The following is a 26,984-nucleotide window of genomic DNA, read 5'->3' as shown; positions in this document are numbered from 1 at the left end:
ACGCGTGAACAAACCTCGTTTCAAGCCTTATAAATCAGCCTCTGGTGGCTGGGGTTCAGCTTTCTCAGTCGCGAATATCCTGATCCGTGAGAAGTCGCCTGTCGGCTCCGGTCTTCTTTTACTCAAGCAAAACAAGCCGATCGAAGGCTTTGCCTGCGTCAGCTGCGCCTGGGCCAAACCCCACCCGGCCCGCCCTTTTGAGTTCTGCGAAAACGGGGCCAAGGCCACCGCCTGGGAAAACACCAGCAACCGCTGCGGACCTGATTTTTTCGCGCAGCATACCGTGACGGAATTACTCAACTGGCGTGACTACGACCTAGAGCAACAGGGCCGACTTACTCACCCGCTGCGCTGGAACGCCGAGACGGACAGATACGAGCCGATTCGCTGGGACGTTGCCTTTCGCGAGATTGGCGATGAGCTGAGGGCCATGGCCGACCCAAACGACGTGGTGTTCTACACCTCGGGCCGGGCGGCGCTGGAAACCTCCTACATGTTCCAGCTGTTTGCCCGTATGTATGGGACAAACAACCTGCCCGACAGCTCCAACATGTGTCACGAGAGCACCTCCATCGCCCTGCCGGAAAGCATTGGTGTGCCGGTGGCCACTGTGACGCTTAACGACATGGAAAAAACCGACGGCCTGTTTTTCTTCGGTCAGAACGTCGGTACCAGCAGTCCGCGCATGCTTCACCAGCTTGAAGAGGCGCGTCAGCGCGGCGCGCCTATCGTTACCTTTAACCCGATCCGTGAGCGCGGGCTGGAGAAATTTACTAACCCGCAGTCCCCGACCGAGATGGCGACCGGCAAGGAAATCACCATCAGCACCCATTACAATCAGGTCGCCATCGGGGGTGATATTGCGGCCATGGCCGGGATGTGCAAAAAGCTGTTCGAGATGGACGACCAGGCGCGTGCCGCCGGGAAACCACGCGTGTTGGATGTGGACTTTATCGAACAGCATACCCATGGCCTGGAGGCTTTCGAAGCGAAGATTCGCAGCTATACCTGGGAAGAGCTGGAGCGTCGTTCCGGCCTTACCCGCAGTGCCATGGAGCTGGCGGCAATGGTCTATGCCCGCTGCGAGCGCGTCATTGGCGTATATGGCATGGGGCTTACCCAGCACCGCCAGGGCGTAATGAACATCCAGATGCTTGTCAATTTGCTGCTGCTGCGCGGCAACATGGGCAAGGAAGGCGCCGGTATCCTGCCCGTTCGTGGTCATTCGAACGTGCAAGGGCAGCGTACAGTTGGAATCACCGAGAAGGCCAGCCACGTCCCGGCGGAAAACCTCAAGAAGCAGTTCGGCTTCGAGGCGCCCCAGGATGACGGCGTGAACACCGTCGAGGCGTGCGAAGGCATTGTCAGCGGTAAGGTAAAGGCCTTTATCGGTTTGGGCGGCAACTTTGTACGGGCCGTTCCGGAAACACTGCTGATGGAGCCGGCTTGGCGCAAGCTCAGGCTTACCGTGCAGATTTCCACCAAGCTCAACCGTAACCATCTGGTGCACGGTGAGAAATCCTATATCCTGCCATGCCTGGGCCGTACGGAAATCGATGTGCAGGCCACCGGTGAGCAGCGCCATACCACCGAGGACAGCACAGGGTGTATCCGGGCCTGGCGCGGCGTTGCCAAGCCGGCGGCGCCTAATCTGTTATCGGAGCCCGCCATCGTGGCGGCACTGGCCAAGGCAACACTGGAGCCCAATCCCCGGCTCGACTGGGATGCCTGGGTCGCCGACTACAGTCTGATCCGTGACGCCATCGCCGAGAGCTATCCCGATATCTTCCATGACTTCAACGTGCGGATGCTGGAGCCCGGCGGTTTCCATCGTCCACTCGGTGCCTCCGAGCGCAAGTGGGCCACCGAGACCGGCAAGGCCAACTTCATCACTCCCGACAAGCTCACACCCGATGATGACATCGAGCCTGATCTCAAAAAGCAGGGCGTGCTGCAACTGATGACGCTGCGCAGTAATGATCAGTTCAACACCACCGTTTATGGCTACAGCGACCGCTTCCGCGGCGTCTATGGGACGCGGGCGGTCATCCTCATGAACCGTCGTGACATGGCCCGCCACGGGCTGGCCGAAGGCGACATGATCCAGGCTATTACTGCGGTGGACGATGGCGTACACCGGGAAGTCGGCCCACTCCGGGTGACCCCGTACGACATCCCCGAGGGCTGTTGCGGTGGCTACTACCCCGAATGCAATCCGCTGATTCCGCTCTGGCATTACGCGGAGCGCAGCAAAGTGCCTGCCGCCAAATCCATTCCGATTCGGCTGCGCAAGGTCATCGCCGTGGTGAAGGATCGCAACGTCCCGTCCGAGCCGGCCTCACCGGCCGGAGTGGGCGCGGTATAAGTGAACTGAGCCCTGGCGGTCCGGCAGGGCTCAGCGATTGATCAGCCACAGCACAACGGATACCACCGCACTGATCAGAATCATGGTGGTGATAGGGAAAAAGAACGAGACGTTCTCCCGTTTGATCACGATATCGCCCGGTAAATGACCCAGCGGTAGCCGTCCGATCCAGGGCCATAACAGGCCGACGGCAACTATCAGCAGTCCTATGACGATCAGGGTACGAGACATATCATCATCCGATTCAAGAGCCATGCCTAAACAGATTTCGCGACTGTGCCTTGCGTTCCTTTTAATCCTTTCTCTAGGCCACGCCCTGGCGGCCGATCAATCCGCCACGGGTGATGAAACCATTTCTCCAGGCGATGCTCGCCGCGCTGTTAGCGTACTGCAGGATGAGCAGCAGCGCGCCGAGGCGGTGCGGGCCCTCAAGGCGATTGCCGACACGGCCCCAGCCAAGGACGCCGATGCAGCGAAGTCCGATGATCAATTGGCGGACGATACTGCTGCCGATACCGCGGCCCCTGCCGAAGCACCTGCTGCCGTGGCGATCGAAGCGAACGGTTTGATTGCCAGAACGCTCCGTCAGGTCAGTCGGTGGGGTGATGGGCTGGAAGATCAGCTTCACCAGATCAAACAGGCCGTCCTGGCGTTCCCGGTGTGGTTACGAACCCATTCCGCCAGTGGCCAGGGCAAGCATATCCTGAGCGAGGCGCTGGTCGATCTGACCATTGTTTTCGGCGTAGGCCTCGCCCTTGAATGGGGGTTGCGCTACCTGTTGGGCAGACCCCGCCGCGCCTTGATCCAGCATGCTGAAGAAGCAGATGAACGCGCCCGACTCGAGCAGGCCGAGCGGGATGAAAGGCAACGATTGGCTCAGGCCCAGGCCAGGGCGCGGGCCGAGCGGGAACAGGCCGAGCAGGCAGCTGTTGCCAACGCTGCCGAAGTGGGCGGTATTCGCCCGGCCAGCGAAGAAGTGGCGCTGGTACAGACGACGCGTGATGGCGTCGAGCAGATCGAGGCCGTACCGGTCGGTGCGACAAATGCCGCCAAGGGTGGCCCTGCCAGTACCGCCTCCGACTCCGCAGCCCAATCCCAACAGCAGGCGACTGTTGATACCGTTAGCCATGATACAGCTGCTTCACCCCGGCATGCCGCCATGCCGGGCGAGCATTGGAGTACCCTGCGTCACCTGCCCTATGCATTGGGCTCGCTAATCTTTGATCTGTTGCCGCTGGCGTTATTCTTTGGTGCAGCGGCACTGATCATGCGGGCGCTGTCGGGTGATGAACAGAGCGTCATGACGGTTGTTCAGGGCTTCGTGGGCGCCTACGTTACAGTGCGCGTCTGCATGGCCGTGGTTCGCCTGCTGATCTCGCCGATAGGCCACGGGATGCGCATCATCCGCGTCAGAACCGATATCGCCCGGACTCTGGAAACCTGGATACGGTTCACCGTTGTGCTGGCGGCGTTCGGTATCGCCCTGGCTGAGGCAGTCGAGGCGCTGGGCGCAGGCCGGGCGGGCCATCTGGCAATCGTCAAACTGTTCTCGCTGCTGGTTCACCTCTGTCTGGTCGTGCTTATCTTCAAGGTCCGCAAGCCGGTCGGTGCGTTGATCGAAGCACCTGCCGAGGCAACCGGGCCGGTGGCCGCCCTGCGTAACTGGCTGGCGCTCGTCTGGGCCTTCTTTGCTGCAGCATTCGTTATCGGGCTGTGGGTGGTGTGGGCGCTGGGTGTCGAGAACGGCTTTCCCAAGCTGATCAACTTTATTGCCCTATCGGGGGCGGTGGTCATTGCAGCGCGGCTGCTGGCGATCCTCGTCCTGGGCGCAGTAGGGCGTGCTTTTCAACCCAAGACCGACGCGCCTTCAGATGAGAGCAATACGCCTGCCTCGTCTGTACGCAGCCGCTTGGCTGATCGTTATTACCCGCTTGCCCGCCGGTTGATCACCGCGACTATCACCGTGTGCACCGTCATTGTCCTGTTTCAGCTCTGGGGCCTTGACGCGCTGAGCTGGTTTGCCAGTGGCACCATAGGGCGCAGTCTGCTTTCTGCCGTATTGACGATCCTGGTGGCGGCTCTTGTGGCGATTGTTGTCTGGGAGTCGGCCAACGCCTCGGTACAGCGGCGTCTGACGCGGTGGACAAACGAGGGGGATCTGGTCCGGGCTGCGCGCCTGCGTACGCTCCTGCCCATGCTACGCAGCTTCCTGCTCATCATTATCGTGCTGGTGGTCGGCCTTACAGCACTCAGCCAGATCGGTATCAACACCACGCCGCTGCTGGCTGGTGCCAGTATTATCGGTGTGGCTGTCGGTTTCGGCTCGCAGAAACTGGTGCAGGACTTCATTACCGGTATCTTCCTGCTGATGGAAAACGCCATGCAGGTGGGGGACTGGGTCACCGTGGCAGGCGTCTCCGGTACGGTAGAGTACCTGTCGATTCGGACGGTACGTATCCGGGCCGGTGACGGTTCGCTGCATATCGTGCCGTTCAGCTCAGTCTCGACGGTCAACAATATCAACCGTGGAATCGGCAACGCGTCCATTCGTATCAATGTGGGCTACAACACCGACATCGATCAGGTCTTCGACGAGTTGAAAGCTATCGGTGCAGAAATGCGACAGGACCCGGCCTTCAAGGATCTGATCATCAATGATCTGGAGGTCTGGGGGGTGGACGCGGTCGACGGCTCTATGGTGACGGTATTGGGTCAGATGCGGTGTATCGACAAGGGCCGCTGGGGTGTGCAGCGCGAAACCAACCGCCGCATCCTCAAGCGCTTCCGCGAGCTGGGTATCACCATTGCCGACCCACGTACCTATCTGGTCATGCCAAGCGAGACTGCTGCCACGGATCGGTCGCCCCTGCCACACGGTAACCATCTGCCCAGCAACCAGCCAAGCCCCGACGCCTGAGGGCTTGGCTGATAGGAAGAAGAGCGCTGTGCTCCGGCAAAGCGCTCTTCCTCTTCCCAACCGTAAATTCATTGCCGCTGCGGCTCAGGCGTCGTGTTGGTCGTAGCCTTCGGCAAGGTGTTGATCCTTCAATTTCACGTAGTTGGCTGCGCTGTATTCAAAGAAGCTACGCTCCTTTTCCGTGAGCGGGCGCGCCTGCTTGACCGGGCTGCCCACATACAAGAACCCGCTTTCCAGTGTCTTGCCGGGCGGCACCAGACTACCGGCACCGATGATCACCTGACTCTCCACCACGGCCCCGTCCATGACGATGCTGCCCATCCCCACCAGGACCTGATTGCCGATGGTGCAGCCGTGCAGGGTGACCTTGTGGCCGACCGTCACATCATCGCCTACGATCAGAGGATAGCCGTCCGGGTTGTATGGGCCGGCGTGGGTGATGTGCAGCACGCTGCCGTCCTGAATGCTGGTACGGGCACCGATGCGCACGCGGTGCATGTCACCGCGAATCACGGTCAGCGGCCAGACGGAGCTATCTGCGCCCAGCTCCACGTCACCAATGACCACAGCGGTGGCATCGACAAAAGCGCGTTCGCCCAGCACGGGCGTTTTATTCTGGTAAGTGCGAATGGTCACGATAGATACCTTTTCTAATCAGGCGAGCCTTGAGTCTGGTTAAGATGGGCTCCATATAGTCTTCTTTGAGAGCCTTTCGTTGACTGGGCAGACTCGGCCAATGCGTCCTTTGAGGCAGCATAGCCGTATCCCGGTCGGCGTGGGGCTCAAGCTACCCGTATATATCCTTGAGGGGAACACCGTGAGCGCCAGCAATCCTCTGTTACAGCCCTACGATCTGCCACCCTATTCCGCGATCAAGCCTGAATTTGTCGAGCCGGCCATTGATCAGATCCTGGCAGACAACCGCGCCGCCATTGCCGAGTTGCTGAAGACCCAAAAGGAAAACCCAACCTGGCAAGGTCTGGTCGTGGCGTTCGACGAGCTGAACGACCGTCTGGGCCAGGCATGGAGCCCGGTTACTCATCTGAATGCCGTATGTAACAACCCTGATCTGCGTACCGCTTACGAGGCCTGCCTGCCCAAGCTTTCTGCTTACTCCACGGAGATCGGGCAGAACAAGGACCTTTTTGAGGCCTACCGGAAACTGTCTGAAAGCGAAGAGGCCAAGGGCTTCGACGCTGCTCAGAAGAAGATTCTCGACAACGCTCTGCGTGATTTCCGCTTATCGGGTATCGATCTGCCGCCTGAACAGCAGAAGCGCTACGGCGAGATCCAGTCGCGCAAATCGGAGCTGTCCAGCAAGTTTTCCAACCAATTGTTGGACGCTACCCAGGCGTGGACCAAGCATGTGACTGACGAATCTGCTTTGGCGGGTCTACCAGATTCCGCCAAGGCCCAGATGGCTGCTGCCGCCCAGGCCAAAGGGCTCGACGGCTGGCTGATCAATCTGGAATTTCCCAGCTACTACGCCGTGATGACCTACGCCGACGACCGTGCCCTGCGTGAGGAAGTCTATGCGGCTTACTGCACCCGTGCCTCCGACCAAGGCCCCAATGCCGGCCAGTTCAACAACGGCCCAGTGATGGAAGAGATTCTTGACCTGCGTCAGGAGCTGGCGCGCCTGCTGGGCTATGCCAACTACGCCGAACTGTCCCTGGCGACCAAGATGGCCGAGTCCAGCGAACAGGTCCTGAGCTTCCTGCGTGATCTGGCTCAGCGCAGCAAGCCCTTCGCCCAGCGTGACCTGGATCAGCTCAAGGCATTTGCTGCAGAGCATGGCGTAGCTGAACTCAAGAGCTGGGATACGGGCTACTTTGCCGAGAAGCTGCGTCAAGCACGTTACTCCCTGTCGCAGGAAGAACTCCGTGCCTACTTCCCCGTCGACAAGGTTCTCTCCGGCCTATTCGCTGTAGTACAAAAGCTCTACGGTATTGAGATCAGCGAAATCAAGGAGGGCTTTGATAAGTGGCATCCCGATGTTCGTCTGTTCGAGATTACCGAGAACGGCAAGCACGTTGGCCGCTTCTTCTTCGACCTTTATGCCCGTGCCAACAAGCGTGGCGGCGCATGGATGGACGGTGCCCGTGACAAGCGCCGCAATGCTCAGGGCGAGCTGATCAACCCGATTGCTTACCTGGTCTGCAACTTCACCCCGGCCAGCGGTGGCAAGCCTGCCCTGCTGACCCATGATGAAGTGACCACCCTGTTCCACGAGTTCGGTCATGGCCTGCATCATCTGTTGACCCGCATTGAGCATGCAGGTGTTTCCGGCATCAACGGTGTGGCATGGGATGCGGTCGAGCTGCCGAGCCAGTTCATGGAAAACTGGTGCTGGGAGCCGGAAGGTCTGGCATTGATCTCCGGCCATTACGAGACCGGCGAGCCACTGCCTCAAGAACTCCTGGACAAAATGCTGGCTGCGAAAAACTTCCAGTCTGGACTGATGATGGTGCGTCAGCTGGAGTTCTCGCTCTTCGACTTCGAGCTGCATGCCACTCACGGCGATGGCCGTAGCGTACTCGACGTGCTGGAATCCATCCGCGATGAAGTTTCGGTTATGCGTCCGCCGGCCTACAACCGCTTCGCCAATAGCTTTGCCCACATCTTTGCTGGCGGTTATGCCGCGGGGTACTACAGCTACAAGTGGGCGGAAGTCCTGTCAGCCGATGCCTTCTCCAAGTTCGAGGAGGAAGGCGTGTTCAATGCTGAAACCGGCCGCGCCTTCCGTGAGGCCGTCCTGGCTCGTGGTGGTTCGCTTGAGCCGATGGTGCTGTTCGTGGACTTCCGCGGCCGTGAGCCCAGCATCGACGCGCTGCTACGCCACTCCGGTCTTACCGAGGAGGCTGCATGAGCGGACCGGTAAAACGCTTCATCGCCGGGGCCGTGTGCCCCGCCTGCCAATCGGTAGACACGATGAAGATGTGGAATGAGGATGGCGTACCGCATCGCGAGTGCGCCTCCTGTGGCTATGGGGATACGCTGGACGAGCGCGGCAATTCGGTTCCCAAGGAATTGCCTACGCGCGTCAATGCGCCCAAGCAGCCAAAGCCTGCCACGGCTCAGGTCAAGGTGGCTCAGTTCTTTCCGAATCCCAAGCTCAAGAAGGACAAGCCTGACTGATGTGGCACGTTGTCTGTGGTGATGTCGCGGCTGAAGGTGTCCGTCAGGTGATTGATACCGAGGCCACTTCATCGCTACGGATAATGCGTGACGATCTGGCCGTAGGGCCGCTGGTGGATGTACATCAGCCGCCCTGTCCGGTTCGGTCGGCATTCTGGGAGGCCGTCTGGCCAGACGATGTTCCCGCTCCCGACTTTTCCCGCCAACTGGCGGACGATGCCACGTGGCTTGAGCATGCAGCACAAGGCAATCGCCCCATTACTGTCTGGCACGGCGACAGTGCTTCCGAACAACTCTTGCTCTGTCGTATCGCTGCCGCTCTGCATGATTCTTCTGTTGCGCTATACAGTGTTCCATGTGGAACACATCGTAGCGATGTACAGACTCGCCGTGCGGTTGGCCAATGCTCACCTGAGTTGTTGAAGCAACTGTATAGCCCTGTCCTCATCCTGCCCGAGCAGCAACAGGATCTGGCTAAAGCCTGGCATGAGGCAGTCGAAGCCAAGGCCGGTATCAGGCGATGGTTAGACGGTAGTTTTTGGTACAGCGACTACGAAACGGTCGACACTATCCTCCTCCAGCATTGCACGCCAGAATGGCAACCGCTCGCACGAGTGATAGCCGAAGTCATGATACGCAGCGAAGGATTTTTCGCGACGGATACCTTTCTAGGCTGGCGTGCCCGCGATTTGGCTCATAGAGGCCTCCTTGTTCTGCAAGGGCCTGAAAAGGGGCATTACTCCCAGCAAATGGTCTGCCTGCCAACGGTCTGAAATGACAGGCACAGGCCGGCCTTATCATGGCCTTCTGCCCTGATCTTCTGAATTTAACCGCAACGCAAGCGTCGAAGGGATACGCATTCGACCTGGAGGGAATCTGTGTACGCCCGTTTATTACTGCTGTCCTTCGTCCTGTTGACGGGTTGCGCTCAGGTCCAAACACCAACTCCCTCCTCCATGCTCGCGCCAGCCGGCACGCACCTCAACAGTGTGCTTCAACGGCAGGCCGTCAAGCATCCCGGACAATCAGGGTTTCGCCTTCTGGAGTCCAGCACCGACGCCTTTACCGCTCGCGCCGAGCTGATCCGCATGGCCCAGCGCAGTTTGGATATTCAGTACTACATTGTTCACGATGGGGTGACCACGCGCATGCTGGTCAATGAGCTGTTGGCCGCTGCTGATCGTGGTGTACGGATTCGCTTCCTGCTTGACGACACCAGCAGCGATGGTAATGACTATGCCCTGGCGGCGCTGGCAGCCCATCCCAACATCGAAGTGCGCGTCTTCAACCCGCTGCATATCGGTCGCAGTACCGGCGTTACGCGTTACATGGGGCGCTTCCTGCACTTGTCGCAGCAGCATCGCCGCATGCATAACAAGCTATTGCTTGCCGATAACAGCGTAGCCATTGTAGGCGGTCGCAACCTAGGGGATGAGTATTTCGATGCCAAGCCCGAAATGAATTTCACGGACCTCGACCTGCTTGGAGCGGGTCCTGTCGCCCATCAGCTCGGCGTAAGCTTCGACCAATACTGGAACAGCGAGATCAGCCAGCCCATTACAGGTTTTCTGCGCCGCCCGCCCACGGCTCACGCGCTGACTCGAATGCGCACGGGGCTCAAGCGCTACCTGGACAGCGAGCGGGTAAAGGATTCGGCGCTCTACAACCGGTTGCGCCGTTACGACACTGCACCGCAAATGGAGGGTTGGCTTCATGAGCTGACCTGGGCCAATGGCAAGGCGCTCTGGGACGCGCCACGTAAAGTGTTGGCAGAGGGCGAGCCGGACCGAAATCTGTTACTGACGACTCAGTTGATGCCCAGCCTTGACGACGTTCACAAGGAGCTTTTCCTGGTCTCTGCCTATTTCGTTCCAACCCAGACAGGAGTGGAATACTTGGGTGAGAAAGCCCACGAGGGGGTAGATATTCGCGTGCTGACCAACTCGCTGGAGGCAACGGACGTTCCCGCTGTTCATGGCGGATACGCGCCGTACCGCGACGAACTGCTCAAGCAGGGCATCAAGCTCTATGAAATGCGCAACCGCCCGGAAAAGGGTCTGCATGCCTCGCCTTATAGCTTTGGTCAGTCGGCTTCCAGCCTGCACAGCAAAGCCATGGTGATTGACCGTGAGCATACCTTTGTCGGGTCCTTCAACTTCGACCCGCGTTCTATCCTGTGGAATACCGAGGTTGGCATCATGGTAGACAGCCCTGCCCTTGCCGGCCGGGTCCGTCAGCTGATTCTCGATGGTATGGCCTTGGGTGTCAGCTATCAGGTGAAGCGGGTCGACCGCGACGGAACAACCAAGCTGATCTGGCTGGAAGAACGCGACGGCAAACTGTATGAGCTGGACCATGAGCCTGGCGGATTGTGGCGCCGATTCAACGCCTGGATCGTGCGTGCAGTAGGCCTTGAGCGTATGCTCTGATCAGCCTTTTGCCGCCTTTACGCATTCCAGAAAGAACGACAGCGCCGCTTGCTTGCGCAGCCCCCGGCGGCAAATGGCGACCAGCTCGCGGTGAAACGTGAGCGGCCCTAGGGAAAGCGTGCGCACGCGCGCCTGAGCCAGCTGCAGACCAGCCTGAGGAATCAACGCCACCCCCAGGCCACACTCGACCATTCTGACGATAGCTTCCAGCTCATCAAGCTCTAGCGCTTCGCGAACGGTAATCCGGTGCTCCTGAAGGAACCGGCTCACCTGTCGGCCACCAAAGGAGCCTCGGTCATAACGAACGAAGGGCTGTGTTGCCAATAAGGCCAGCGGATCGTCGCCTGGCAACGTGGCGGGCGTGATGAGCACGAATGGCTCCTGGGCCAACGGAATTTCATCCAGCTCCTTGGGTAAGGCAAATGGCGGTTTGATCAGTAGCGCCAGATCGATCTCGCCAGCGTCCACACGGCCCAGGAGCTGCAGCGAGACACCAGGAATCAGCTTGAGGTCTACCTGGGGAGCATCTTGGCGAAAGTGCATCAGCGCCTCGGGCAGCACGCCGGTTTGAACCGTGGCGATTGCGCCGATCTTTAGTTCACCCTGCCAGTGGGCGACATCTGTGGGGGCCGCCATCTGCTCGTACAGCGAGAGGATCTGCTCCGCCAGCGGAAGCGCTTGCTGGCCGGAAGCATTGAGCAGCGCCGCGCGGCCGGTCCGGTCAAAGAGCCGTACGCCCAGGTCGCGTTCCAACTGGCGCATTTGTGCACTGACTGCCGACTGCGTCAGGCCAACCTGTCGCCCAGCCGCTGAAAAGGTGCCATGTCGTGCAACTGCAATAAAGGTCTTCAATTCCCGAAGCACTGTCAGCCTCAAAATATTTGCTGCTCGGCAGCAAGAATATTCGTTTTTCCATCGAAACGCTTGTGGCTGACAATAGGGTCTTGCCCAACATGATGAGGTTTCTCATGGCGCTCTCCCCTTTCCACCTGGCTATTCCTGTGTACGACCTGGCGGCCGCCCGGCATTTTTATGGTGACGTTTTTGGTTGCCCTGAAGGTCGCAGCAGCGAGCAATGGGTCGATTTCGACTTTTTTGGCCATCAGTTGGTGATTCACGAACACCCGCGTACCGCGGCGCAGGAACATGCCCATACCAATCCTGTGGATGGCCATGATGTGCCTGTGCCGCACTTTGGTGTCGTATTGGGTTGGGCTGAGTGGGAAGCGTTGGCGGATCGCCTGAAGGCACGTGAAACAGCGTTTGTAATAGAGCCCTACGTGCGCTTCAAGGGACAAGTAGGTGAACAGGCCACCATGTTCCTGCTGGACCCTTGCGGTAACGCGCTGGAGTTCAAGGCGTTCAAGGACATCGATCAACTATTCGCCAAGTGAGGCTATTAGCCGTCGCTATAGGGTTCGCCATAAAAGCGCAGCAGGCAGAAGCCATGGCCAAAAGGATCACGAAGCACGGCCATGTCTCGAAATGCCGAACGCCGGACGTCACCCTCCAATGTAGCCCCGGCGGCTAACACCCTTGCCAGGGCAGCATCAAGATTATCGACTACAACGTCGAGATGTACAGGTGTCCAGTGCTGGCCGTACTGGCGCACCTGTCCTGCGGTTTCGCTACCCGCTGGCTTTTGTAGCAGATAGATCGGAACATCTGCCCCGGCTAGCTCAACGACGTGTTCATCATAGAGCTTACGCTGCACCGTCAGATCCAGCGCCTGCGTATAAAACTGGATGCCGCGCTCCAGGTCGTCGACATCCAGATTGATCAGCAAGCGTATAGTCATTAGCGCTTGGCTTCCATCAGCCGTGGCAATTGCTGGGCCAACAGATCCAGCTGCATGGGCTGGCGTACATAACCGACAGCACGGCCGTTCGGGTCGATCAGAACCAGATTGGCGCCATGGTCCACGGTGTAGCTCTGCTGGGTGGTATCGGCCGGAATGAAGGGAATCCCGACGGTATTGGCCAGCGTCTGGGTGTCGGCCATGTCGCCTGCCAGAGCCTTGAAGCTGGGGTTGAAGAACGCCACGTATTGCTTCAGCCGTTCCGGTGTGTCCCGGGCAGGATCGACGGTTACAAACGTTACGCCCAGCGCATTGCGATCCTTTTCAGGCAGTTTGGTGAACAGTTGCTTGAGCTGCGCCAGGGTCGCCGGACAGACGTCCGGGCAGAAGGTATAGCCGAAGAACATCAATCGCCACTGCCCTTTCAGCGAGTCGAGCGTAATCGCTTCCTTGTCCTGATTCGTAAAGTTGAGTGCAGGAAGTGCCTTGCCTTGAGGCAGCATGACGATGCCCGCGTCCATCAGCTCGGCAGGTGTTGGCGCCGCATCGGTTCGATAGGCGCGGTAGCCGAGAGCTGCCACCGCAATCACGGCAAGAAAGATGGCAAGAATAAGAACGAGACGGCGAGCATTGGTCATGACGGACAACCTTGAGCAACGGAATGTGCATCAGGGTACTGGATGTAGGCCCGCCTCGCACCGTCAGCAGGCCGGATCGACCCGCGAAGCGTTTCAAGACGCTTCGCGGGCCTGTAACATCATCAGGTGGTAGGTTCGGTGGTATTGATGTAGTCCGGCACCTTGGCGAGCGGCAGTGTACGCACCTGCGCCTGAGTAGGACCCTGGCGGGGCGGCAATGGCTCCAGCGTCTGGGTCTGTCCGGTTTCCAGCGCCCGCTCGATGGCAGCCAACACCCGAATGTCCCGCCAGCCTTCATCGCCGTCCATTTCAGGTGCCCGATCATTCAGGATGCAGTCGGAAAAATACTCGGTCTCGCCACCAAACTGGTCGACAACAGGATGTTCATGTTCCTGCGTTTCACCCTCGATGGTCGCACGATAGGTGATAGCTACACCTTCACCAAAACCGAAACAGGGCGACGCCTCGATTTCGCCTTTCGAGCCGACTACCTGGAAGCGCTCGGTATTGGGTGCGCTGTAGCTAACGGTAAACTGCGCCAGGCGCTCCTGAGGGAAGCGCAGGGTGACGGACACTGCGTCATAGGTCGTGATGTCACGCCCGGGTGTATTGACCCCTACAGCATGCACTTCGATCGGCTCGTCACCAAACAGGTTGCGAACGGCATTGAGCGGATATGGCCCCATGTCCGGTACCGGTCCTGCCCAGTAACCATTCAGGGCGCGATGATTCTGCGGGTCTAAAGGCTGGGCGAACATGGAAGTGAAGATACGTGGGTCGCCAATGTCGCCCTTGCGAATGCGCTCGACCATCTCGACCGTCCCCGGCTCGCAGTGCAGCCTGTAAGCGATCATGAGCTTGGCACCCGACTTCTTGGACGCCTCGATAATGGCCTTGCAGTCCTCCTCGCTGGTGGCCATGGGCTTTTCCAGCAGCACGTGGATACCTGCCTCAAGTGCCGGTACGGCAAATTCGCGGTGGCGGAAGTTGGGTGTAGCCAAGTAAATGGCGTCGATCTCACCGGAGGACAGCAGTGCCGGAAAGTCCTCGTAGCGATAGCTCTTGAGGTTGTACCGTTTGGCCAGTTCGTCGGCCTTGACCGGATCGCCTGTCACCAACGCCGTCATGACCGAATTGCTGGTCTGGCCGACACCCGGCATGAACGCACCCTGGGAAATCCAGCCACCCGCGACAACCGCATAACGGATCTTGCCCTCTGCACTTGGCATGTTGCTTGTCCTCCATTCGATGGGTAGGCGAAAAGCCTGACCCTTATTTCTGTCGGCAAGCAAGCGAGGGGTGAAGTTCCTCAGGCTGGACGACTGTTCATGAAGAAAGCCGTCTAGCCTGCAGTTTTTACTGAGGCAGTTGAGACGCCAGTTCGCGCAGGGCCGCCTCGGCACCCATGATGCGGCTCAGGCATTCCTGCGCCTTTTCAGGAGTCAGCCCCAGGCGCTCATACAGCTCAGGCGGAATGGGGCGTGCCGGACCGCTGCCAATGCCTTCGGCGCGCAGCAGTTGCACGGCCATGAAGGTCAGGTTGGCATAGATGGCGTTGGGCCCGTCATAGGCCGGATAGGCTTGGAAGCGAAGCGCGGCTACCAGCTCTTCCGGCATTTCCCAGTTACGCATCAGCCAGGCGCCGATCTGCTCACGGGTGATGCCGATCAGGTGGCGCTCAATCAGGCTGCTGTCCAGATGCGGGTTGGCTTCCACGTGACGGCAGATCAGTGAGAAATGCGGTGGGAATACGTGAGCCAGCACCAGATAGCCAAAGTTATGCAACAGCCCGCACAGGTAGGCAATGCCCATCTCAGGACGAACCTTGCGTGGCATGGCGCGTGCCAGCCCTTCGATGACGGCGGCGGTAAAGATGGACTGTTTCCAGTACGGCGTTGCGCTTTGCGGCTTGTCCTTGGGCAACGTGATCGTCTTGCCGAGTGTCAGGCCCAACGCCAGGTTAATGACCAGGTCGAAACCCAGAACCCGGACGATTGCATCTTCCACGGAGCGAATCTTGCCGGGCGCCGCGTAATACGGAGAAGATGCCCAACTCATGACCTGGGCGGCTAACGCCGGGTCGGTTTCCACCACGCCGGCCAGATCATCGACCGTTGCTTCGGGATTGACGCGCAGCTTGATGATTTTCTCAGCTGTCTTGGACAGCGGCGGGATTTCCAGCGTCTCATCGAGGCGCTGCTTGATACGGCGCGCCGTGAAATGCGTGACGGCGCGGGTGATTTCCGCATCGTCCGCTTCCGGGCGCGTCTGATTGGGTTGAATGTCCAGCAGCGGCTCGCCGAAACGGCCCGGGTTGGCCTCGGCCAGCAAGCGACGGAAATCATCCACGGAGACTTCCAGCAAGACATCTTCCTCGCCAGACTCCAACAGCAGGTTGGGCTCCTTGAGCAGGCGTTCGTCATACAGGCAGGGCGAACTACTCAACGTAGGCAAGCCCGGCAGCACCTTGAGTTCGTGCTTGTGCAGCGCCTGGGACAGCCGTTCAGGCTTCATGACGGTCAGCGTGCGGCCGGTTAATTCCGACAGACGGTTAAGGTCGAGCAGCTGGTTCTGCGGAAACAGAACCATCAGAACTCCAGTCGAGTCATCCAGCAGGACGGCCTGTACGCGTTGGGCATTGGAAGAGAGGCCCATCGTGGAATTCACTTCACGATAGGACACCCCCAGCTTATCCAGCATCTCCTTGATGGGCGCTGGTGCATGAGGGGTTGGCTCGGAGGTGTGGGCTACGTCAGTCATGGTATTTCCGCTAGGCCAGATGTAGCCAGTATAACTACCTCGCGCCGCACTGGAATGCCTCTGACCAAAGGTCGCAAACTTTTATTTAGACCTGACCGTATTGCTGACCATGGCGTAGCCAACGTTCCAACAGTGGACTGACATGGGCGGGCCATTTTGCCAGCAGTTCCTGAGCGGCATCCCGTACCGCCGGGAGCAGATCGGCATCGCGCATCAGATCAGCGACCTTGAATTGCAGGAGACCGGTTTGCCGGGTACCCAGCATTTCACCCGGGCCACGCAATTCCAGATCCCGTTCGGCGATCACGAAGCCGTCGTTCGTCTCCCGCATGATCGCCAGCCGCTCACGGCCAATATGCGACAGCGGAGGATGAAACAGCAGCACACAATGGCTGACCGCACTGCCCCGCCCTACCCGGCCGCGCAACTGGTGCAACTGGGCAAGGCCCAGCCGCTCGGGGTTCTCGATGATCATGAGGCTCGCGTTGGGTACGTCCACGCCAACCTCGATCACGGTGGTAGCTACCAGCAGCTGCAACTCGCCCGCCTTGAACTGCGCCATGATCTCGGCTTTCTCGGCGGGCTTCATCCGGCCATGGATCAAGCCGACCCGCAGCTCGCCCAGGGCCAGCGACAATTCCTCGAAGGTGGTTTCCGCGGCCTGACAGGTCAGTTCCTCGGATTCTTCGATCAGCGTGCACACCCAATAGGCCTGTCGGCCTTCCAGGCAGGCGGCGCGCACACGCTCCACGACTTCTTCGCGACGGGTATCGGTAATGGTGACGGTATTGACCGGCGTACGGCCTGGGGGCAATTCGTCCAGCACCGAGGTATCCAGATCCGCATAGGCGCTCATGGCTAGTGTGCGCGGAATGGGCGTCGCGGTCATGATAAGCTGATGAGGGCTCAGGCGCCCTTCTACACCTTTCTGCCTCAAGGCCAGCCGCTGCTGAACACCGAAGCGGTGCTGCTCATCGATGATGACCAGGGCCAGCCGGGCAAAGTGGACTTCACTTTGAAACAGAGCATGCGTGCCGACAACCATGGGCGTTCCGGCCGCAATGCGCTCCAGTGACGCGGCGCGCGCCTTGCCCTTGAGCTTGCCAGCCAGCCAGGCAACCTCCAGCCCCAGAGGCTCGAACCAGCGTTGAAAATTCAGGTAATGCTGCTCGGCCAGGATTTCTGTCGGCGCCATCAGGGCGACCTGATACCCAGCCTCAATGGCCTGCAGTGCAGCCATGGCCGCGACCACGGTCTTGCCTGCCCCTACGTCACCCTGTACCAGACGCAGCATGGGCTCATGCTGGGCCAGATCATGGGCAATTTCTGCACCGACCCGCTGCTGGGCGCCGGTAGGCTTGAAGCCCAGGTTGGCCAGGTATTGTTTGGGTAGTTTTTTAGCAGGTGGCAATGGCGGTGCCTGCTGCGCGCGCATGGTTTCACGCAGGCGTTGAAGGGAGAGCTGATGGGTCAACAGCTCCTCGAAAACCAGCCGGCGCTGTGCCCAATGATGACCTATTGCCAATTCCTCGACATCGGCGTCCGGCGGCGGGCGGTGGAGATAGCGCAAGGCCTCGGCCAGAGGGCCAAGCTTGTACTGTTTTGCCATTTCCGGCGGCAACCAGTCTGGCAGGCTATGCGGCCCCAGTCGCTCCAGTGCCTGTTCGGTCAACTGTCGCAGGCGCAGCTGGGTCAGCCCTTCGGTGGTCGGATAGATCGGCGTCAGTGTCTGTTCGACAGGCGCTGGCGCGTCATCCTTCAGGGCCCGGTATTCCGGATGATAGATTTCAAGCCCCGATGCACCGGGCCGTACTTCACCGTAGCAGCGCAGGTGCGTGCCACGCTTCATGCCATCCTTCTGGGCCTGGCTGAAATGAAAGAAGCGCAGGCTCAATGTGCCACTGCCGTCCTGCAGGCGAACCAGCAGGCTGCGTCGGCGACCCATGATGACATCAGCGGTGGCTACGACGCCTTCTACAACAGCGTCCTGCCCAGGGCGTAAGGCCCCGATCGGGACGACCCGGGTACGGTCCTGGTAGCGCAAAGGCAGATGGAACAGGACGTCCTGCAGGTTCTCGAGCCCTACCCTGGCCAACTTCTCTGCCATGGCCGCGCCGATGCCTTTCAGCGCGGTGACCGGGATCGCAGACAGTTCGGTCATGCCGGTTGTACGACTCCTGCCGCTTCAGGTCGGGCCACGGAGCACAGGCGTACCGAGTCAGCCAGCACCTCGATGGCGCGCGGACGCGGGAAGCTGGCTCGCCAGGCAATGGCGACCGTACGATAAGGCACCGGCGCGGTGAACGGGCGAACCTCGATCACGCCCGGTGCATAATGGTGACTTTCCACTGCCGAGAACGGCAGGACAGACACGCCTAGCCCGGAGGCCACCATGTGGCGGATGGTTTCCAGCGACGAGGACTCGACCTGGGTATGCTTGGCTTCATCCCCATGCTTGCGCACCGTCGGACAGGCTTCAAGCACCTGATCGCGGAAGCAGTGCCCTTCACCCAGCAGCAACAGGCTCTTGTCGCTGAGCTGGGAGTTGTCGATCGACTTGAGCTCCGTCCAGGGATGGCGTGCCGGCATCATGACGTAGAAGGGCTCGTCATAGAGGGGCTTGGTCAGAACGTCCGGCTCGCTGAACGGCAACGCGATGATGATGGCGTCGAGTTCACCGGTGCGCAGCTTGTCCCGCAGGACGTGCGTGAAATTCTCTTCGATATACAGCGGCATTTCCGGCGCCACGCGGTTAAGCTGGGGAACCAGGTGGGGAAACAGATAAGGGCCAATCGTATAGATGGCGCCGATCTTCAGCGGAGCGCTGAGCTGGTTCTTGCCCGCCTGGGCCAGCTCGCGAATACCCTGGGCCTGTTCCAGCACCTTTTGGGCCTGGGCCACAATGCTTTCACCCGTGGGTGTCAGGCGAACCGCACTCTTGCTGCGTTCAAAGATCAGGATGCCCAATTCGTCCTCAAGCTTTTTCACTCCGACCGACAGAGTCGGCTGGCTGACATGGCAACGTTCGGCGGCACGGCCGAAATGCTGCTCTTGGGCAAGAGTCACGATATAGCGCAGTTCAGTGAGGGTCATGATTGAATCAATCCTTAGAGCCTTTCCATACACAGCGGCGCACGAGGCTCGGCGAGGTGTCAGGCAAGGCGCCATTCCGAAATGACGGCGACGCTTGAAGGTCGTCCGTTCCGAGTCGTTCGCCAGACGGGTCAGCTAATGACCAATTAACAAATACTATCACCTGCAAGCATAACGGCTGCTCTTTTTTGAACCAAGCTGTGTTGCAAGGCTTGAGGCTTAAAACGTGACTCGGCAAGCTACTCCATTCGATCGCTATTGATGCAGGTATTCCTATGTCCGTCTCCCCTCGTGTTCTGATTGCCGGCTGTGGCGACATTGGCAGCCGCCTGGGTATACGCCTGCAGGCAGCTGGCTGGACGGTGCATGGGCTGCGCCGCTCGGTGGAGCAACTGCCCAAGGCTATTCTACCGGTCGCAGGCGACCTGACCGCCGCGGAGGCGCCAGCGCAATGGCCGACCGGGCCGTTGGATTACGTTGTATACGCCGCTGCGGCGACGCAGCACGATGAGGTCGGTTACCGTACTGCCTATGTCGAGGGCCTTCAGCATGTGCTGGCGTGGCTTGAACAGCACCAGCAAACGCCGCGTCGGCTGGTCTTTATTTCCAGCTCTGGCGTATACGGGCAGAAAAACGGCGAGTGGGTGGACGAGACCTCAGCGACCGAGCCCGAAGGTTATTCCGGAAAGATCCTGCTGGAGGCCGAGCAGGTGGCACAGGCAAGCGGCCTGCCTGCTACAGCTGTACGCTTGAGCGGTATTTACGGCCCTGGTCGCGAATGGCTGCTCAATCAGGTTCGCCAGGGGTATCGCGCCGCCAGTGAGCCACCGCTGTATGGCAATCGTATTCACGTTGACGATGCTGCCGCGCTGCTCGCTCATCTGTTGAGTGCAGATCAACAGGGCGTTGCGCTGGAGTCTGTTTACCTGGGGGTGGATGACGAGCCCGCTCCGCTCCACGATGTCGTCATGTGGCTGCGTGAGCAACTGGGCGTTACCCATTGGGCGGAGGAATCTGCCGTACGCCGGGCCGGTAGCAAGCGCTGCCGCAATACGCGCGCCCGAGCCTTGGGGTGGACGCCGCAATACCCCAGCTTTCGCGAAGGCTATTCCGCTATCCTGAATGTCTAGGACAAGCAGGCGCAGCCGTGGGGCTGCGCCCTGTCGTGTTTATTCCAGAACCAGGATACCGTCCATTTCCACCTGGGCACCCTTGGGCAGCGCTGCTACGCCAATGGCGGCACGCGCCGGATAGGGCTGCTGGAAGTAACGACCCATGATCTCGTTCACCTTGGCAAAGTGACTGAGGTCGGTCAGGAAGATGTTCAGCTTGGCGATATCGGCCAGCGAACCGCCCGCGGCTTCCGCAACGGCTTTCAGGTTCTCGAATACCTGTACGGTCTGCGCCTCGAAGCCTTCTACCAGCTCCATGGTCTTGGGATCCAGCGGGATCTGCCCGGACAGGTAAACCGTATTCCCAACCTTGATCGCCTGGGAGTAGGTGCCGATGGCGGCCGGTGCATTCTCGGTATGGATCACGGTCTTGCTCATGGAGTCGCTCCTTTATCCAGATGACAAAAAGCCTGTCGATAGAACCGACAGGCTAGCAGGCATCAGGGATAGGTGGAAAGGCTCGTTAACTGCGAACGCGCGTGATGCTGGCGACGCCGGAAAGCGTACGCAGTTTTCGAATGACCCGAGCCAGGTGCACACGGTCATGCACGCTGACCACCAGCTGAACCACGCTGATGCGGCCGTCGCGCTCGTTCATGCTGATCTTTTCAACGTTGGCATCCACTGCCGTTACGCTGGTCGCCAGCATGGCGATCAGGCCGCGCTGATGCTCCAGTTGAACGCGTAGCTCTACATTGAATTCGCCAACCACATCCTTTGCCCAGGTGAGCGGGATGCATTTCTCGGGATTCTGGCGAATCTCGGCGATGTTCTTGCAGGTGTCCAGATGGACGACCATGCCCTTGCCCGCCGACAGGTGCCCAACGATCGGGTCGCCTGGAATCGGCGTACAGCACTTGGCATAGCTGAGGACAAGCCCTTCGGTACCCCGAATTGCGAGCGGGCCTTCGGTCTGCGCCTTGTCTTCCTGGCTTTCGGCATCGGCCGATACCAGGCGACGGGCGACCACGTAGGCCATCTGGTTGCCCAGACCGATCTCTTCCAGCAGGTCTTCGAGTACCACTACCTTGTATTCCGCCAGAACCGGCAGGATACGCGGCAGGGAAATCTTGGAGAGCTGGGTATTGAAGTTGGCCAGCGCCTTGTTGAGCAGACGCTCGCCCAGGCTGATCGATTCGGATCGGCGCTGCTGCTTGAGTGCATGGCGGATATTTGTCCGTGCCTTGCCGGTCACGACAAAATTCAGCCAGGCCGGATTGGGCCGTGTGCCGGGTGCAGTAATGATCTCTACCGTCTCACCACTGTTGAGCGGCTGCGACAGCGGTGCCAGACGGCGGTTGATGCGGCAGGCAATGCAGCTGTTGCCCACATCGGTGTGTACCGCATAGGCAAAGTCGACCGGCGTGGAGCCCTTGGGCAGCTCCATGATCCGACCTTTTGGCGTGAAGACATAAACCTCGTCCGGGAACAGGTCAATCTTCACGTTCTCAATGAATTCAAGGGAGTTGCCGGCGCGTTGCTGGAGTTCAAGGATGCCCTTTACCCATTGGCGAGCACGGGCGTGTGAGCCCTTTGGCTCCTCTTCACCTGACTTGTAGAGCCAGTGCGCTGCAATGCCGTTGTTAGCCATATCTTCCATTTCGCGGGTGCGAATCTGGATTTCAATCGGTACGCCATGCATGCCGAACAGGGTCGTATGTAGGGATTGGTAACCGTTGGCCTTGGGAATGGCGATGTAATCCTTGAAGCGGCCCGGAATCGGCTTGTACAGGCTGTGCACCGCACCCAGGACGCGGTAGCAGGTGTCGACCTTGTCGACGATGAGGCGGAAGGCATAGACGTCCATGATTTCATTGAACGACTTACGCTTGCCCCGCATCTTCTGGTAGATGCTGTAGAGGTGCTTTTCGCGACCGATCACCTCGCCCGGCAGCCCTTCACGCTGAAGACAGCTGGTCAGCGACTCCTGGATCTTGCTGACGATCTCGCGGCGATTGCCCCGGGCGGCCTTGACTGCACGCCGGATACGCTCGGCGCGCATGGGATGCATGGCCCGAAAACCCAGATCCTCGAATTCGGCATACATGTTATGCATGCCCAGTCGGTTGGCGATCGGCGCGTAGATTTCCAGGGTTTCCTTGGCGATGCGGCGGCTCTTGTCCGGCGGCATGGCATCAAGGGTACGCATGTTGTGCAGCCGGTCGGCCAGCTTGACCAGAATGACGCGAATGTCACGCGCCATGGCCATGGCCATTTTCTGGAAGTTTTCCGCCTGGGCTTCGGCCTTGGTCTCGAATTGCATCTGGGTCAGTTTGCTGACCCCGTCCACCAGTTCGGCCACGGTTTCGCCGAACTGCGCCATGAGCGCCTCTTTGGCAATGCCGGTATCCTCGATGACGTCGTGCAGCATGGCGGCCATCAGGCTCTGATGGTCCATGTGCATATCGGCCAGGATATTGGCGACCGCAAGCGGGTGGGTCACGTAGGGCTCACCGCTGCGGCGGCGCTGCCCATCGTGAGCTTGCTCGGCGTAGTAATAGGCGCGGCGGACCAGGTTGACCTGATCAGGGCCCAAATAGGACGCGAGCCGTTCGGAGAACGTGTCTATGGCTGGCATGGATGGCTTATCTCCTGCCGGCCCACGTAACGGCTCGTCGGTCCGGCATCTTACAGCGCCTCGCTATCGGCCTCGTTGTTTTCTTCGAAAGCAGCGAACAGCGGCTCTTCTTCAACGATATCTTCCTGACGAACCACTTCGTCATCGACAAGGCCTTCAGCGATTTCACGCAGGGCCACTACGGTCGGCTTGTCATTATCCCACGGTACTTTGGGCTCTTTGCCGCCGGTTGCGAGCTGACGCGAGCGCTTGGTGGCGAGCATGACCAGTTCGAAACGGTTATCGACGTTATCCAGGCAGTCTTCAACGGTGACGCGGGCCATGGTGTTCCTCGGTGGTAATGTGATCCCGAAGCGGGAGGACTGTGTAGTCTAAAAAATCGGCAGTGCTAAGGGAAGTGCCGTTTGGCTCATGACCGCTGGATCAGGAGCTTTTCGAGCAATTCGTTGTGTCGGCGTTGCTGGCGGTCCAGACGCAGTTGCCTGGCTCGGAAGACGGACTTCAGATCTTCCAGTGCCGAGGCGAAGTCATCATTGATGATCAAATAGTCATATTCGACATAGTGGCTCATCTCGCTGACCGCTTCGTGCATGCGTCGCTCGATCACCTCATGGCTATCCTGCCCGCGGTTGTTCAGTCGCTGGCGCAGGGCTTCCTGGCTGGGCGGCAGGATAAAGATGGACTGAGCATGAGGCATCTTGCGACGTACCTGTTGGGCACCCTGCCAATCGATCTCGAGGATCAGGTCGTGACCTTCGGCGAGGGTCTGCTCCAGCTGGCGCTGGGACGTGCCGTAATAATTGCCGAACACTTCGGCGTGCTCCAGGAAATCGCCATGCTCCAGCAGGCCCTGGAAGGTCGAGACATCCACGAAGTGATAGTTGACCCCATCAACCTCGCCCGGGCGCATGGCGCGTGTGGTGTGGGAGACGGATACACGGACTTCAGGCAGGGCATCGAGCAGGGCCTTGACCAGGCTGGTCTTGCCTGCACCCGAAGGCGCCGAAACGATGTAAAGGGTGCCAGGGAGGGCTGTCATAGTGAATGGCCTATTCGATGTTCTGCACTTGTTCGCGCATTTGTTCTATCAATACTTTGAGATTGACCGCCGCCTGGGTGGAGCGCGGGTCAAAGGCCTTTGAGCCTAGGGTGTTGGCTTCGCGGTTGAGTTCCTGCATGAGGAAGTCCAGGCGACGGCCGGCGGCGCCTCCGGCCTTGAGCACACGGCTCACCTCGCCTACGTGCGTCGTCAGACGGTCCAGCTCTTCTGCCACGTCGCTTTTCTGGGCCAGCATGACCAGCTCCTGTTCGAGCCGCTGTGGATCGGCCTCAAGGCTTAGCTCGGCAAAGCGGTCGAGAATCTTCTGGCGCTGGGCGGCGAGCATCTCGGGAATCAGCTCACGAAGCGCGGCCACTTCGACCAGAATGGCTTGCAGGCGCTCCTCGATCAGGCGGGCCAGCTCCGCTCCCTCACGATTGCGGCCGGCCTTGAGTTCATCCAGTGCGGCTGCAAACAGGGCTTTTGCCTCGGCATTCAGGGCCTGTGGATCGGCGCTCTGGGAGATCAGCACACCCGGCCAGCTCAGGACGGTCATCGGATCGATCAGGGCGGGCTGTTGGATCATCGACGCCAGGCGTTCGGCTGCTGCAATCAGCTGACCGGCGCGCTGTTCATCAATCTGTAGGCTGGGTGCGGCATTCTCTTCGCTGAAACGCAGGGTGCATTCCACCTTGCCACGTGACAGGCCCTGGCGCAGCGCCTCGCGGACACTGCCTTCAAGGTCGCGAAACGCTTCAGGCAAACGCAGGTGCGGCTCCAGATAGCGATGATTGACCGAGCGCAACTCCCAGCTCAGCGTACCGTACACACCCGCGCGTTCAACGCGGGCGAAGGCCGTCATGCTATGCACCATGGAATGTCCTCGCTTAAGCAGTGCGGGAGTACCCGGCAACGATCACGGAAGCGTTTTCGCTGCAGAGCGGTCCGCAAAAAAGAGGTAAGTCTACCCCAGCCTGACGGTGGGCCCAACGTAGTGATGTCGCATGATCCTCTATGGGGCCTATAATGACGACCAGTTTTCTCCTGCAACAGGTATCCCTACATGAATCGTCCGAGTGGTCGCGCTGCCGACCAGTTACGCGAGATCCGCATCACCCGTCACTACACCAAGCATGCCGAAGGTTCGGTTCTGGTGGAGTTCGGTGACACCAAAGTGATCTGCACGGTCAGCGTCGAGGCCGGAGTGCCACGCTTCCTGAAGGGCAAGGGTCAAGGTTGGCTGACGGCCGAATACGGCATGCTGCCACGTGCGACCGGCGAACGTACCCAGCGTGAAGCCTCCCGTGGCAAGCAGGGTGGCCGTACCCTGGAAATCCAGCGCCTGATCGGTCGCTCGCTGCGTGCAGCGGTAGATCTGACCAAGCTGGGCGAGAACACCCTGTACATCGACTGCGACGTGATCCAGGCCGATGGCGGTACCCGTACGGCCTCTGTGACCGGAGCCTGTGTGGCGCTGGTCGATGCGCTGGCGGCGCTCAAGAAGCGTAGCGGGCTCAAGGGCAACCCGCTCAAGCAGATGGTTGCAGCCGTCTCTGTGGGTATCTATCAGGGCGCACCGGTACTGGATCTGGACTATCTTGAAGATTCCACTGCCGAGACCGATCTGAATGTGATCATGACCGATGCTGGCGGCTTCATCGAAGTCCAGGGCACGGCGGAAGGTGCACCCTTCCAGCCTGAAGAGTTCAACGCCATGCTGGCGCTGGCTCAGAAAGGCATCAAGGATCTGTTCGAGATACAAAAGGCCGCCTTGGCCGAATGACCTGACGAGGGCGTATGAACGAACTACAGCAAGTCCCCAGTGCAGATGCACGCCGTTGGGCCATGCTCTGCCATTATTCGGCGTTTCTGTGGTTCGTGGCGCCCATGATCGGCAATGTCATCGGACCGCTCGTCGTGTGGCAGTTCAAGCGGGAGGCTGATCCATTCATTGATGATCAGGGCAAGGAAGCACTCAACTTCCAGCTCACCATCACGGTGGCCACCCTGCTCTGCTGGCTGCTCGCCTGGGTACTGATCGGGTTTCCCCTGATGGTTCTCGTAGGCGTGTGGGCCTTTGTGCTGACCGTTATCGCGGGCCTCAAGGCCAACAAGGGCCGCCCTTATCGGTATCCCTTCTGCTGGCGACCGGTGGACTGAGCGTCAGACAATAAAAAACCGGCCCTGGGCCGGTTTTTTATTTATTACCAACAACTCTCAGATGCTGAGCGCCCAATCGTAATCGATCATCAGCGGAGCATGCTGTGAGAAGCGCGGCTGCCGAGGCAGACGTGCCGAACGCACGAAACGGCGCAGGCCCGGTGTCAGGATCTGATAGTCGAAGCGCCAGCCAAGGTTCAGGTGCTCGGCCTGCTCACTGTCCGGCCACCAGCTGAACTGGTCGCCATCACGGCTGATCTCGCGCAGGGCATCCACATAGCCCATATTGCCGATCACTTCGTCCATCCAGGCCCGCTCAGGTGCCAGGAAGCCCGGCATCTGCTGGCATTCGCGCCAGTTCTTCACATCGATCTTCTGATGTGCGACGTAGAGCGAACCGCAATAGATGTACTCGCGGCGCTTGCGGCGCTGCTTGTTCAGGTAATTGGTGAAGTCGTCCATGAACTTGAACTTGTGGTTCAGTTCATCATCACCGCCCATGCCAGAAGGCAAAAGCAGTGTGGCAATACTCACCTTGTCAAAATCAGCTTGCAGGTAGCGTCCGTAACGATCTGCAGTCTCAAAACCCAGGCCGCTGATGACCGCTTTGGGCTGGAGCTTGCTATACAGCGCAACACCGCCCTGGCTGGGTACCTCGGCGTCGCAGGCATAGAGGAAGTAGCCATCCAGTTGGTAGGCAGGATCTTCCAGATCGAAGGCGGAGGCGCGGGTGTCCTGCAAGCAGATCACGTCGGCATTCTGGCCTTGAAGCCAATTGAGCAACCCTCGCTCAACGGCAGCCTGAATACCATTCACGTTCATACTAATGATCCGCATAAATGGCCCCCAAAAAATCGTGGATGTATGATACCCGAGCTCAAACGCTTTAGCTAAATT

At 59.5% G+C, this 26,984-nt stretch carries 25 protein-coding genes; 10 read left to right on the top strand and 15 right to left on the bottom strand.

Features of this window, described 5'->3' with window-relative positions; genetic code table 11:
- Positions 1-4 precede the first annotated feature (4 nt).
- Positions 5-2,365, top strand: a complete 2,361-nt coding sequence (locus tag B3729_RS05155) for an FdhF/YdeP family oxidoreductase (RefSeq protein ID WP_286787288.1) — start codon at positions 5-7, stop codon at positions 2,363-2,365.
- 30 nt (positions 2,366-2,395) lie between these two features.
- Here the strand turns inward: B3729_RS05155 and B3729_RS05150 are convergent, their stop codons facing one another.
- A complete protein-coding gene (locus B3729_RS05150) occupies positions 2,396-2,596 on the bottom strand; it encodes a DUF2905 domain-containing protein (RefSeq protein ID WP_219651370.1) in 201 nt (66 codons plus the stop codon).
- Between the two features lie 22 nt (positions 2,597-2,618).
- Here B3729_RS05150 and B3729_RS05145 point away from each other — a divergent pair, with 22 nt between their 5' ends.
- Positions 2,619-5,282, top strand: coding sequence for a mechanosensitive ion channel family protein (locus B3729_RS05145; RefSeq protein WP_286787287.1), 2,664 nt, complete (start codon positions 2,619-2,621; stop codon positions 5,280-5,282).
- A gap of 84 nt (positions 5,283-5,366) precedes the next feature.
- Here the strand turns inward: B3729_RS05145 and B3729_RS05140 are convergent, their stop codons facing one another.
- The gene (locus B3729_RS05140; RefSeq protein ID WP_010796428.1) at positions 5,367-5,918 is read right to left on the bottom strand and encodes a gamma carbonic anhydrase family protein; all 552 of its coding nucleotides are present in this window, start codon (positions 5,916-5,918) and stop codon (positions 5,367-5,369) included.
- A 181-nt stretch (positions 5,919-6,099) separates the two neighbouring features.
- Between B3729_RS05140 and prlC the strand changes: the two genes are divergently transcribed.
- The 4 genes from prlC to B3729_RS05120 all read left to right on the top strand — a co-directional run bounded on the left by prlC (position 6,100) and on the right by B3729_RS05120 (position 10,849).
- Positions 6,100-8,151, top strand: coding sequence for an oligopeptidase A (prlC, locus tag B3729_RS05135; RefSeq protein WP_286787286.1), 2,052 nt, complete (start codon positions 6,100-6,102; stop codon positions 8,149-8,151).
- Positions 8,148-8,420: a YheV family putative zinc ribbon protein gene (locus B3729_RS05130; protein WP_125888077.1), complete on the top strand. Its 273-nt coding sequence runs from the start codon at positions 8,148-8,150 to the stop codon at positions 8,418-8,420. The genes prlC and B3729_RS05130 overlap by 4 nt, the downstream gene beginning before the upstream one ends.
- On the top strand, positions 8,420-9,193 hold the full coding sequence (locus B3729_RS05125; protein WP_286787285.1) for a DUF1835 domain-containing protein: 774 nt from the start codon (positions 8,420-8,422) through the stop codon (positions 9,191-9,193). Before B3729_RS05130 ends, B3729_RS05125 begins: the two co-directional genes overlap by 1 nt.
- Before the next feature lie 105 nt (positions 9,194-9,298).
- The gene (locus tag B3729_RS05120; protein ID WP_239383231.1) at positions 9,299-10,849 is read left to right on the top strand and encodes a phospholipase D-like domain-containing protein; all 1,551 of its coding nucleotides are present in this window, start codon (positions 9,299-9,301) and stop codon (positions 10,847-10,849) included.
- Here B3729_RS05120 and B3729_RS05115 read toward each other — a convergent pair whose 3' ends face one another.
- Positions 10,850-11,713 (bottom strand): LysR family transcriptional regulator, encoded by an 864-nt coding sequence (locus B3729_RS05115; RefSeq protein WP_286787284.1) that lies wholly within the window; start codon positions 11,711-11,713, stop codon positions 10,850-10,852.
- A gap of 104 nt (positions 11,714-11,817) precedes the next feature.
- On the opposite strand from B3729_RS05115, the gene B3729_RS05110 reads away from it, so the two are divergent.
- Positions 11,818-12,243, top strand: coding sequence for a VOC family protein (locus B3729_RS05110; RefSeq protein WP_150348329.1), 426 nt, complete (start codon positions 11,818-11,820; stop codon positions 12,241-12,243).
- A 5-nt stretch (positions 12,244-12,248) separates the two neighbouring features.
- Here B3729_RS05110 and B3729_RS05105 read toward each other — a convergent pair whose 3' ends face one another.
- The 6 genes from B3729_RS05105 to B3729_RS05080 all read right to left on the bottom strand — a co-directional run bounded on the left by B3729_RS05105 (position 12,249) and on the right by B3729_RS05080 (position 19,138).
- Positions 12,249-12,647 carry a VOC family protein gene (locus B3729_RS05105; protein ID WP_312124224.1) on the bottom strand — a complete coding sequence of 133 codons (399 nt, stop codon included), beginning with the start codon at positions 12,645-12,647 and terminating at the stop codon, positions 12,249-12,251.
- Positions 12,647-13,285, bottom strand: a complete 639-nt coding sequence (locus B3729_RS05100) for an SCO family protein (RefSeq protein WP_239383229.1) — start codon at positions 13,283-13,285, stop codon at positions 12,647-12,649. Before B3729_RS05100 ends, B3729_RS05105 begins: the two co-directional genes overlap by 1 nt.
- A 122-nt stretch (positions 13,286-13,407) precedes the next feature.
- Positions 13,408-14,514 carry a Gfo/Idh/MocA family protein gene (locus tag B3729_RS05095; protein ID WP_286787283.1) on the bottom strand — a complete coding sequence of 369 codons (1,107 nt, stop codon included), beginning with the start codon at positions 14,512-14,514 and terminating at the stop codon, positions 13,408-13,410.
- Positions 14,515-14,641: 127 nt separating this feature from the next.
- Entirely contained in the window at positions 14,642-16,045 is a 1,404-nt protein-coding gene (locus tag B3729_RS05090; protein ID WP_286787282.1) for an aminoacyl-tRNA deacylase and HDOD domain-containing protein, read from the bottom strand.
- Between the two features lie 85 nt (positions 16,046-16,130).
- Entirely contained in the window at positions 16,131-18,206 is a 2,076-nt protein-coding gene (gene recG / locus B3729_RS05085; protein WP_074821118.1) for an ATP-dependent DNA helicase RecG, read from the bottom strand.
- Positions 18,203-19,138: a hydrogen peroxide-inducible genes activator gene (locus B3729_RS05080; protein ID WP_074821121.1), complete on the bottom strand. Its 936-nt coding sequence runs from the start codon at positions 19,136-19,138 to the stop codon at positions 18,203-18,205. The genes recG and B3729_RS05080 overlap by 4 nt, the downstream gene beginning before the upstream one ends.
- 275 nt (positions 19,139-19,413) lie before the next feature.
- Between B3729_RS05080 and B3729_RS05075 the strand changes: the two genes are divergently transcribed.
- Complete coding sequence (locus tag B3729_RS05075) at positions 19,414-20,268, top strand: NAD-dependent epimerase/dehydratase family protein (RefSeq protein ID WP_286787281.1); 855 nt, start codon at positions 19,414-19,416, stop codon at positions 20,266-20,268.
- A gap of 39 nt (positions 20,269-20,307) precedes the next feature.
- Here B3729_RS05075 and B3729_RS05070 read toward each other — a convergent pair whose 3' ends face one another.
- From B3729_RS05070 to B3729_RS05050, 5 genes are all read right to left on the bottom strand, one after another.
- Positions 20,308-20,688 (bottom strand): RidA family protein, encoded by a 381-nt coding sequence (locus tag B3729_RS05070; RefSeq protein ID WP_010796442.1) that lies wholly within the window; start codon positions 20,686-20,688, stop codon positions 20,308-20,310.
- Between the two features lie 85 nt (positions 20,689-20,773).
- Positions 20,774-22,888: a bifunctional GTP diphosphokinase/guanosine-3',5'-bis pyrophosphate 3'-pyrophosphohydrolase gene (gene spoT / locus B3729_RS05065; protein WP_074821129.1), complete on the bottom strand. Its 2,115-nt coding sequence runs from the start codon at positions 22,886-22,888 to the stop codon at positions 20,774-20,776.
- A 50-nt stretch (positions 22,889-22,938) separates the two neighbouring features.
- Positions 22,939-23,211 (bottom strand): DNA-directed RNA polymerase subunit omega, encoded by a 273-nt coding sequence (gene rpoZ, locus B3729_RS05060; RefSeq protein ID WP_010796444.1) that lies wholly within the window; start codon positions 23,209-23,211, stop codon positions 22,939-22,941.
- An 86-nt stretch (positions 23,212-23,297) separates the two neighbouring features.
- On the bottom strand, positions 23,298-23,927 hold the full coding sequence (gene gmk, locus B3729_RS05055) for a guanylate kinase (RefSeq protein ID WP_010796445.1): 630 nt from the start codon (positions 23,925-23,927) through the stop codon (positions 23,298-23,300).
- Between the two features lie 10 nt (positions 23,928-23,937).
- Positions 23,938-24,801, bottom strand: coding sequence for a YicC/YloC family endoribonuclease (locus tag B3729_RS05050; RefSeq protein WP_010796446.1), 864 nt, complete (start codon positions 24,799-24,801; stop codon positions 23,938-23,940).
- Between the two features lie 189 nt (positions 24,802-24,990).
- On the opposite strand from B3729_RS05050, the gene rph reads away from it, so the two are divergent.
- Entirely contained in the window at positions 24,991-25,710 is a 720-nt protein-coding gene (rph, locus tag B3729_RS05045) for a ribonuclease PH (protein ID WP_010796447.1), read from the top strand.
- A gap of 14 nt (positions 25,711-25,724) precedes the next feature.
- Positions 25,725-26,087 (top strand): DUF4870 domain-containing protein, encoded by a 363-nt coding sequence (locus B3729_RS05040; protein ID WP_010796448.1) that lies wholly within the window; start codon positions 25,725-25,727, stop codon positions 26,085-26,087.
- Between the two features lie 57 nt (positions 26,088-26,144).
- Here the strand turns inward: B3729_RS05040 and B3729_RS05035 are convergent, their stop codons facing one another.
- Positions 26,145-26,924: an exodeoxyribonuclease III gene (locus B3729_RS05035; RefSeq protein ID WP_037029885.1), complete on the bottom strand. Its 780-nt coding sequence runs from the start codon at positions 26,922-26,924 to the stop codon at positions 26,145-26,147.
- Positions 26,925-26,984: the final 60 nt, after the last annotated feature.

Origin of the sequence: Pseudomonas sp. UBA3149 (assembly GCF_002364655.1) — a bacterium.
Taxonomy (GTDB): domain Bacteria; phylum Pseudomonadota; class Gammaproteobacteria; order Pseudomonadales; family Pseudomonadaceae; genus Chryseomonas; species Chryseomonas luteola.
This window is presented reverse-complemented; position numbering and strand designations above follow the sequence as displayed.

Coding starts and splice junctions, on each gene's coding strand:
- B3729_RS05095 (WP_286787283.1), bottom strand. CDS start 14,514: ATGCCAAGTGCAGAGGGCAAGATCCGTTATGCGGTTGTCGCGGGTGGC.
- B3729_RS05090 (WP_286787282.1), bottom strand. CDS start 16,045: ATGACTGACGTAGCCCACACCTCCGAGCCAACCCCTCATGCACCAGCG.
- B3729_RS05145 (WP_286787287.1), top strand. CDS start 2,619: ATGCCTAAACAGATTTCGCGACTGTGCCTTGCGTTCCTTTTAATCCTT.
- B3729_RS05125 (WP_286787285.1), top strand. CDS start 8,420: ATGTGGCACGTTGTCTGTGGTGATGTCGCGGCTGAAGGTGTCCGTCAG.
- rpoZ (WP_010796444.1), bottom strand. CDS start 23,211: ATGGCCCGCGTCACCGTTGAAGACTGCCTGGATAACGTCGATAACCGT.
- B3729_RS05050 (WP_010796446.1), bottom strand. CDS start 24,801: ATGGTGCATAGCATGACGGCCTTCGCCCGCGTTGAACGCGCGGGTGTG.
- B3729_RS05130 (WP_125888077.1), top strand. CDS start 8,148: ATGAGCGGACCGGTAAAACGCTTCATCGCCGGGGCCGTGTGCCCCGCC.
- B3729_RS05105 (WP_312124224.1), bottom strand. CDS start 12,647: ATGACTATACGCTTGCTGATCAATCTGGATGTCGACGACCTGGAGCGC.
- rph (WP_010796447.1), top strand. CDS start 24,991: ATGAATCGTCCGAGTGGTCGCGCTGCCGACCAGTTACGCGAGATCCGC.
- B3729_RS05070 (WP_010796442.1), bottom strand. CDS start 20,688: ATGAGCAAGACCGTGATCCATACCGAGAATGCACCGGCCGCCATCGGC.
- B3729_RS05100 (WP_239383229.1), bottom strand. CDS start 13,285: ATGACCAATGCTCGCCGTCTCGTTCTTATTCTTGCCATCTTTCTTGCC.
- B3729_RS05110 (WP_150348329.1), top strand. CDS start 11,818: ATGGCGCTCTCCCCTTTCCACCTGGCTATTCCTGTGTACGACCTGGCG.
- gmk (WP_010796445.1), bottom strand. CDS start 23,927: ATGACAGCCCTCCCTGGCACCCTTTACATCGTTTCGGCGCCTTCGGGT.
- spoT (WP_074821129.1), bottom strand. CDS start 22,888: ATGCCAGCCATAGACACGTTCTCCGAACGGCTCGCGTCCTATTTGGGC.
- B3729_RS05080 (WP_074821121.1), bottom strand. CDS start 19,138: ATGACCCTCACTGAACTGCGCTATATCGTGACTCTTGCCCAAGAGCAG.
- recG (WP_074821118.1), bottom strand. CDS start 18,206: ATGACCGAACTGTCTGCGATCCCGGTCACCGCGCTGAAAGGCATCGGC.
- B3729_RS05075 (WP_286787281.1), top strand. CDS start 19,414: ATGTCCGTCTCCCCTCGTGTTCTGATTGCCGGCTGTGGCGACATTGGC.
- B3729_RS05035 (WP_037029885.1), bottom strand. CDS start 26,924: ATGCGGATCATTAGTATGAACGTGAATGGTATTCAGGCTGCCGTTGAG.
- B3729_RS05150 (WP_219651370.1), bottom strand. CDS start 2,596: ATGTCTCGTACCCTGATCGTCATAGGACTGCTGATAGTTGCCGTCGGC.
- B3729_RS05040 (WP_010796448.1), top strand. CDS start 25,725: ATGAACGAACTACAGCAAGTCCCCAGTGCAGATGCACGCCGTTGGGCC.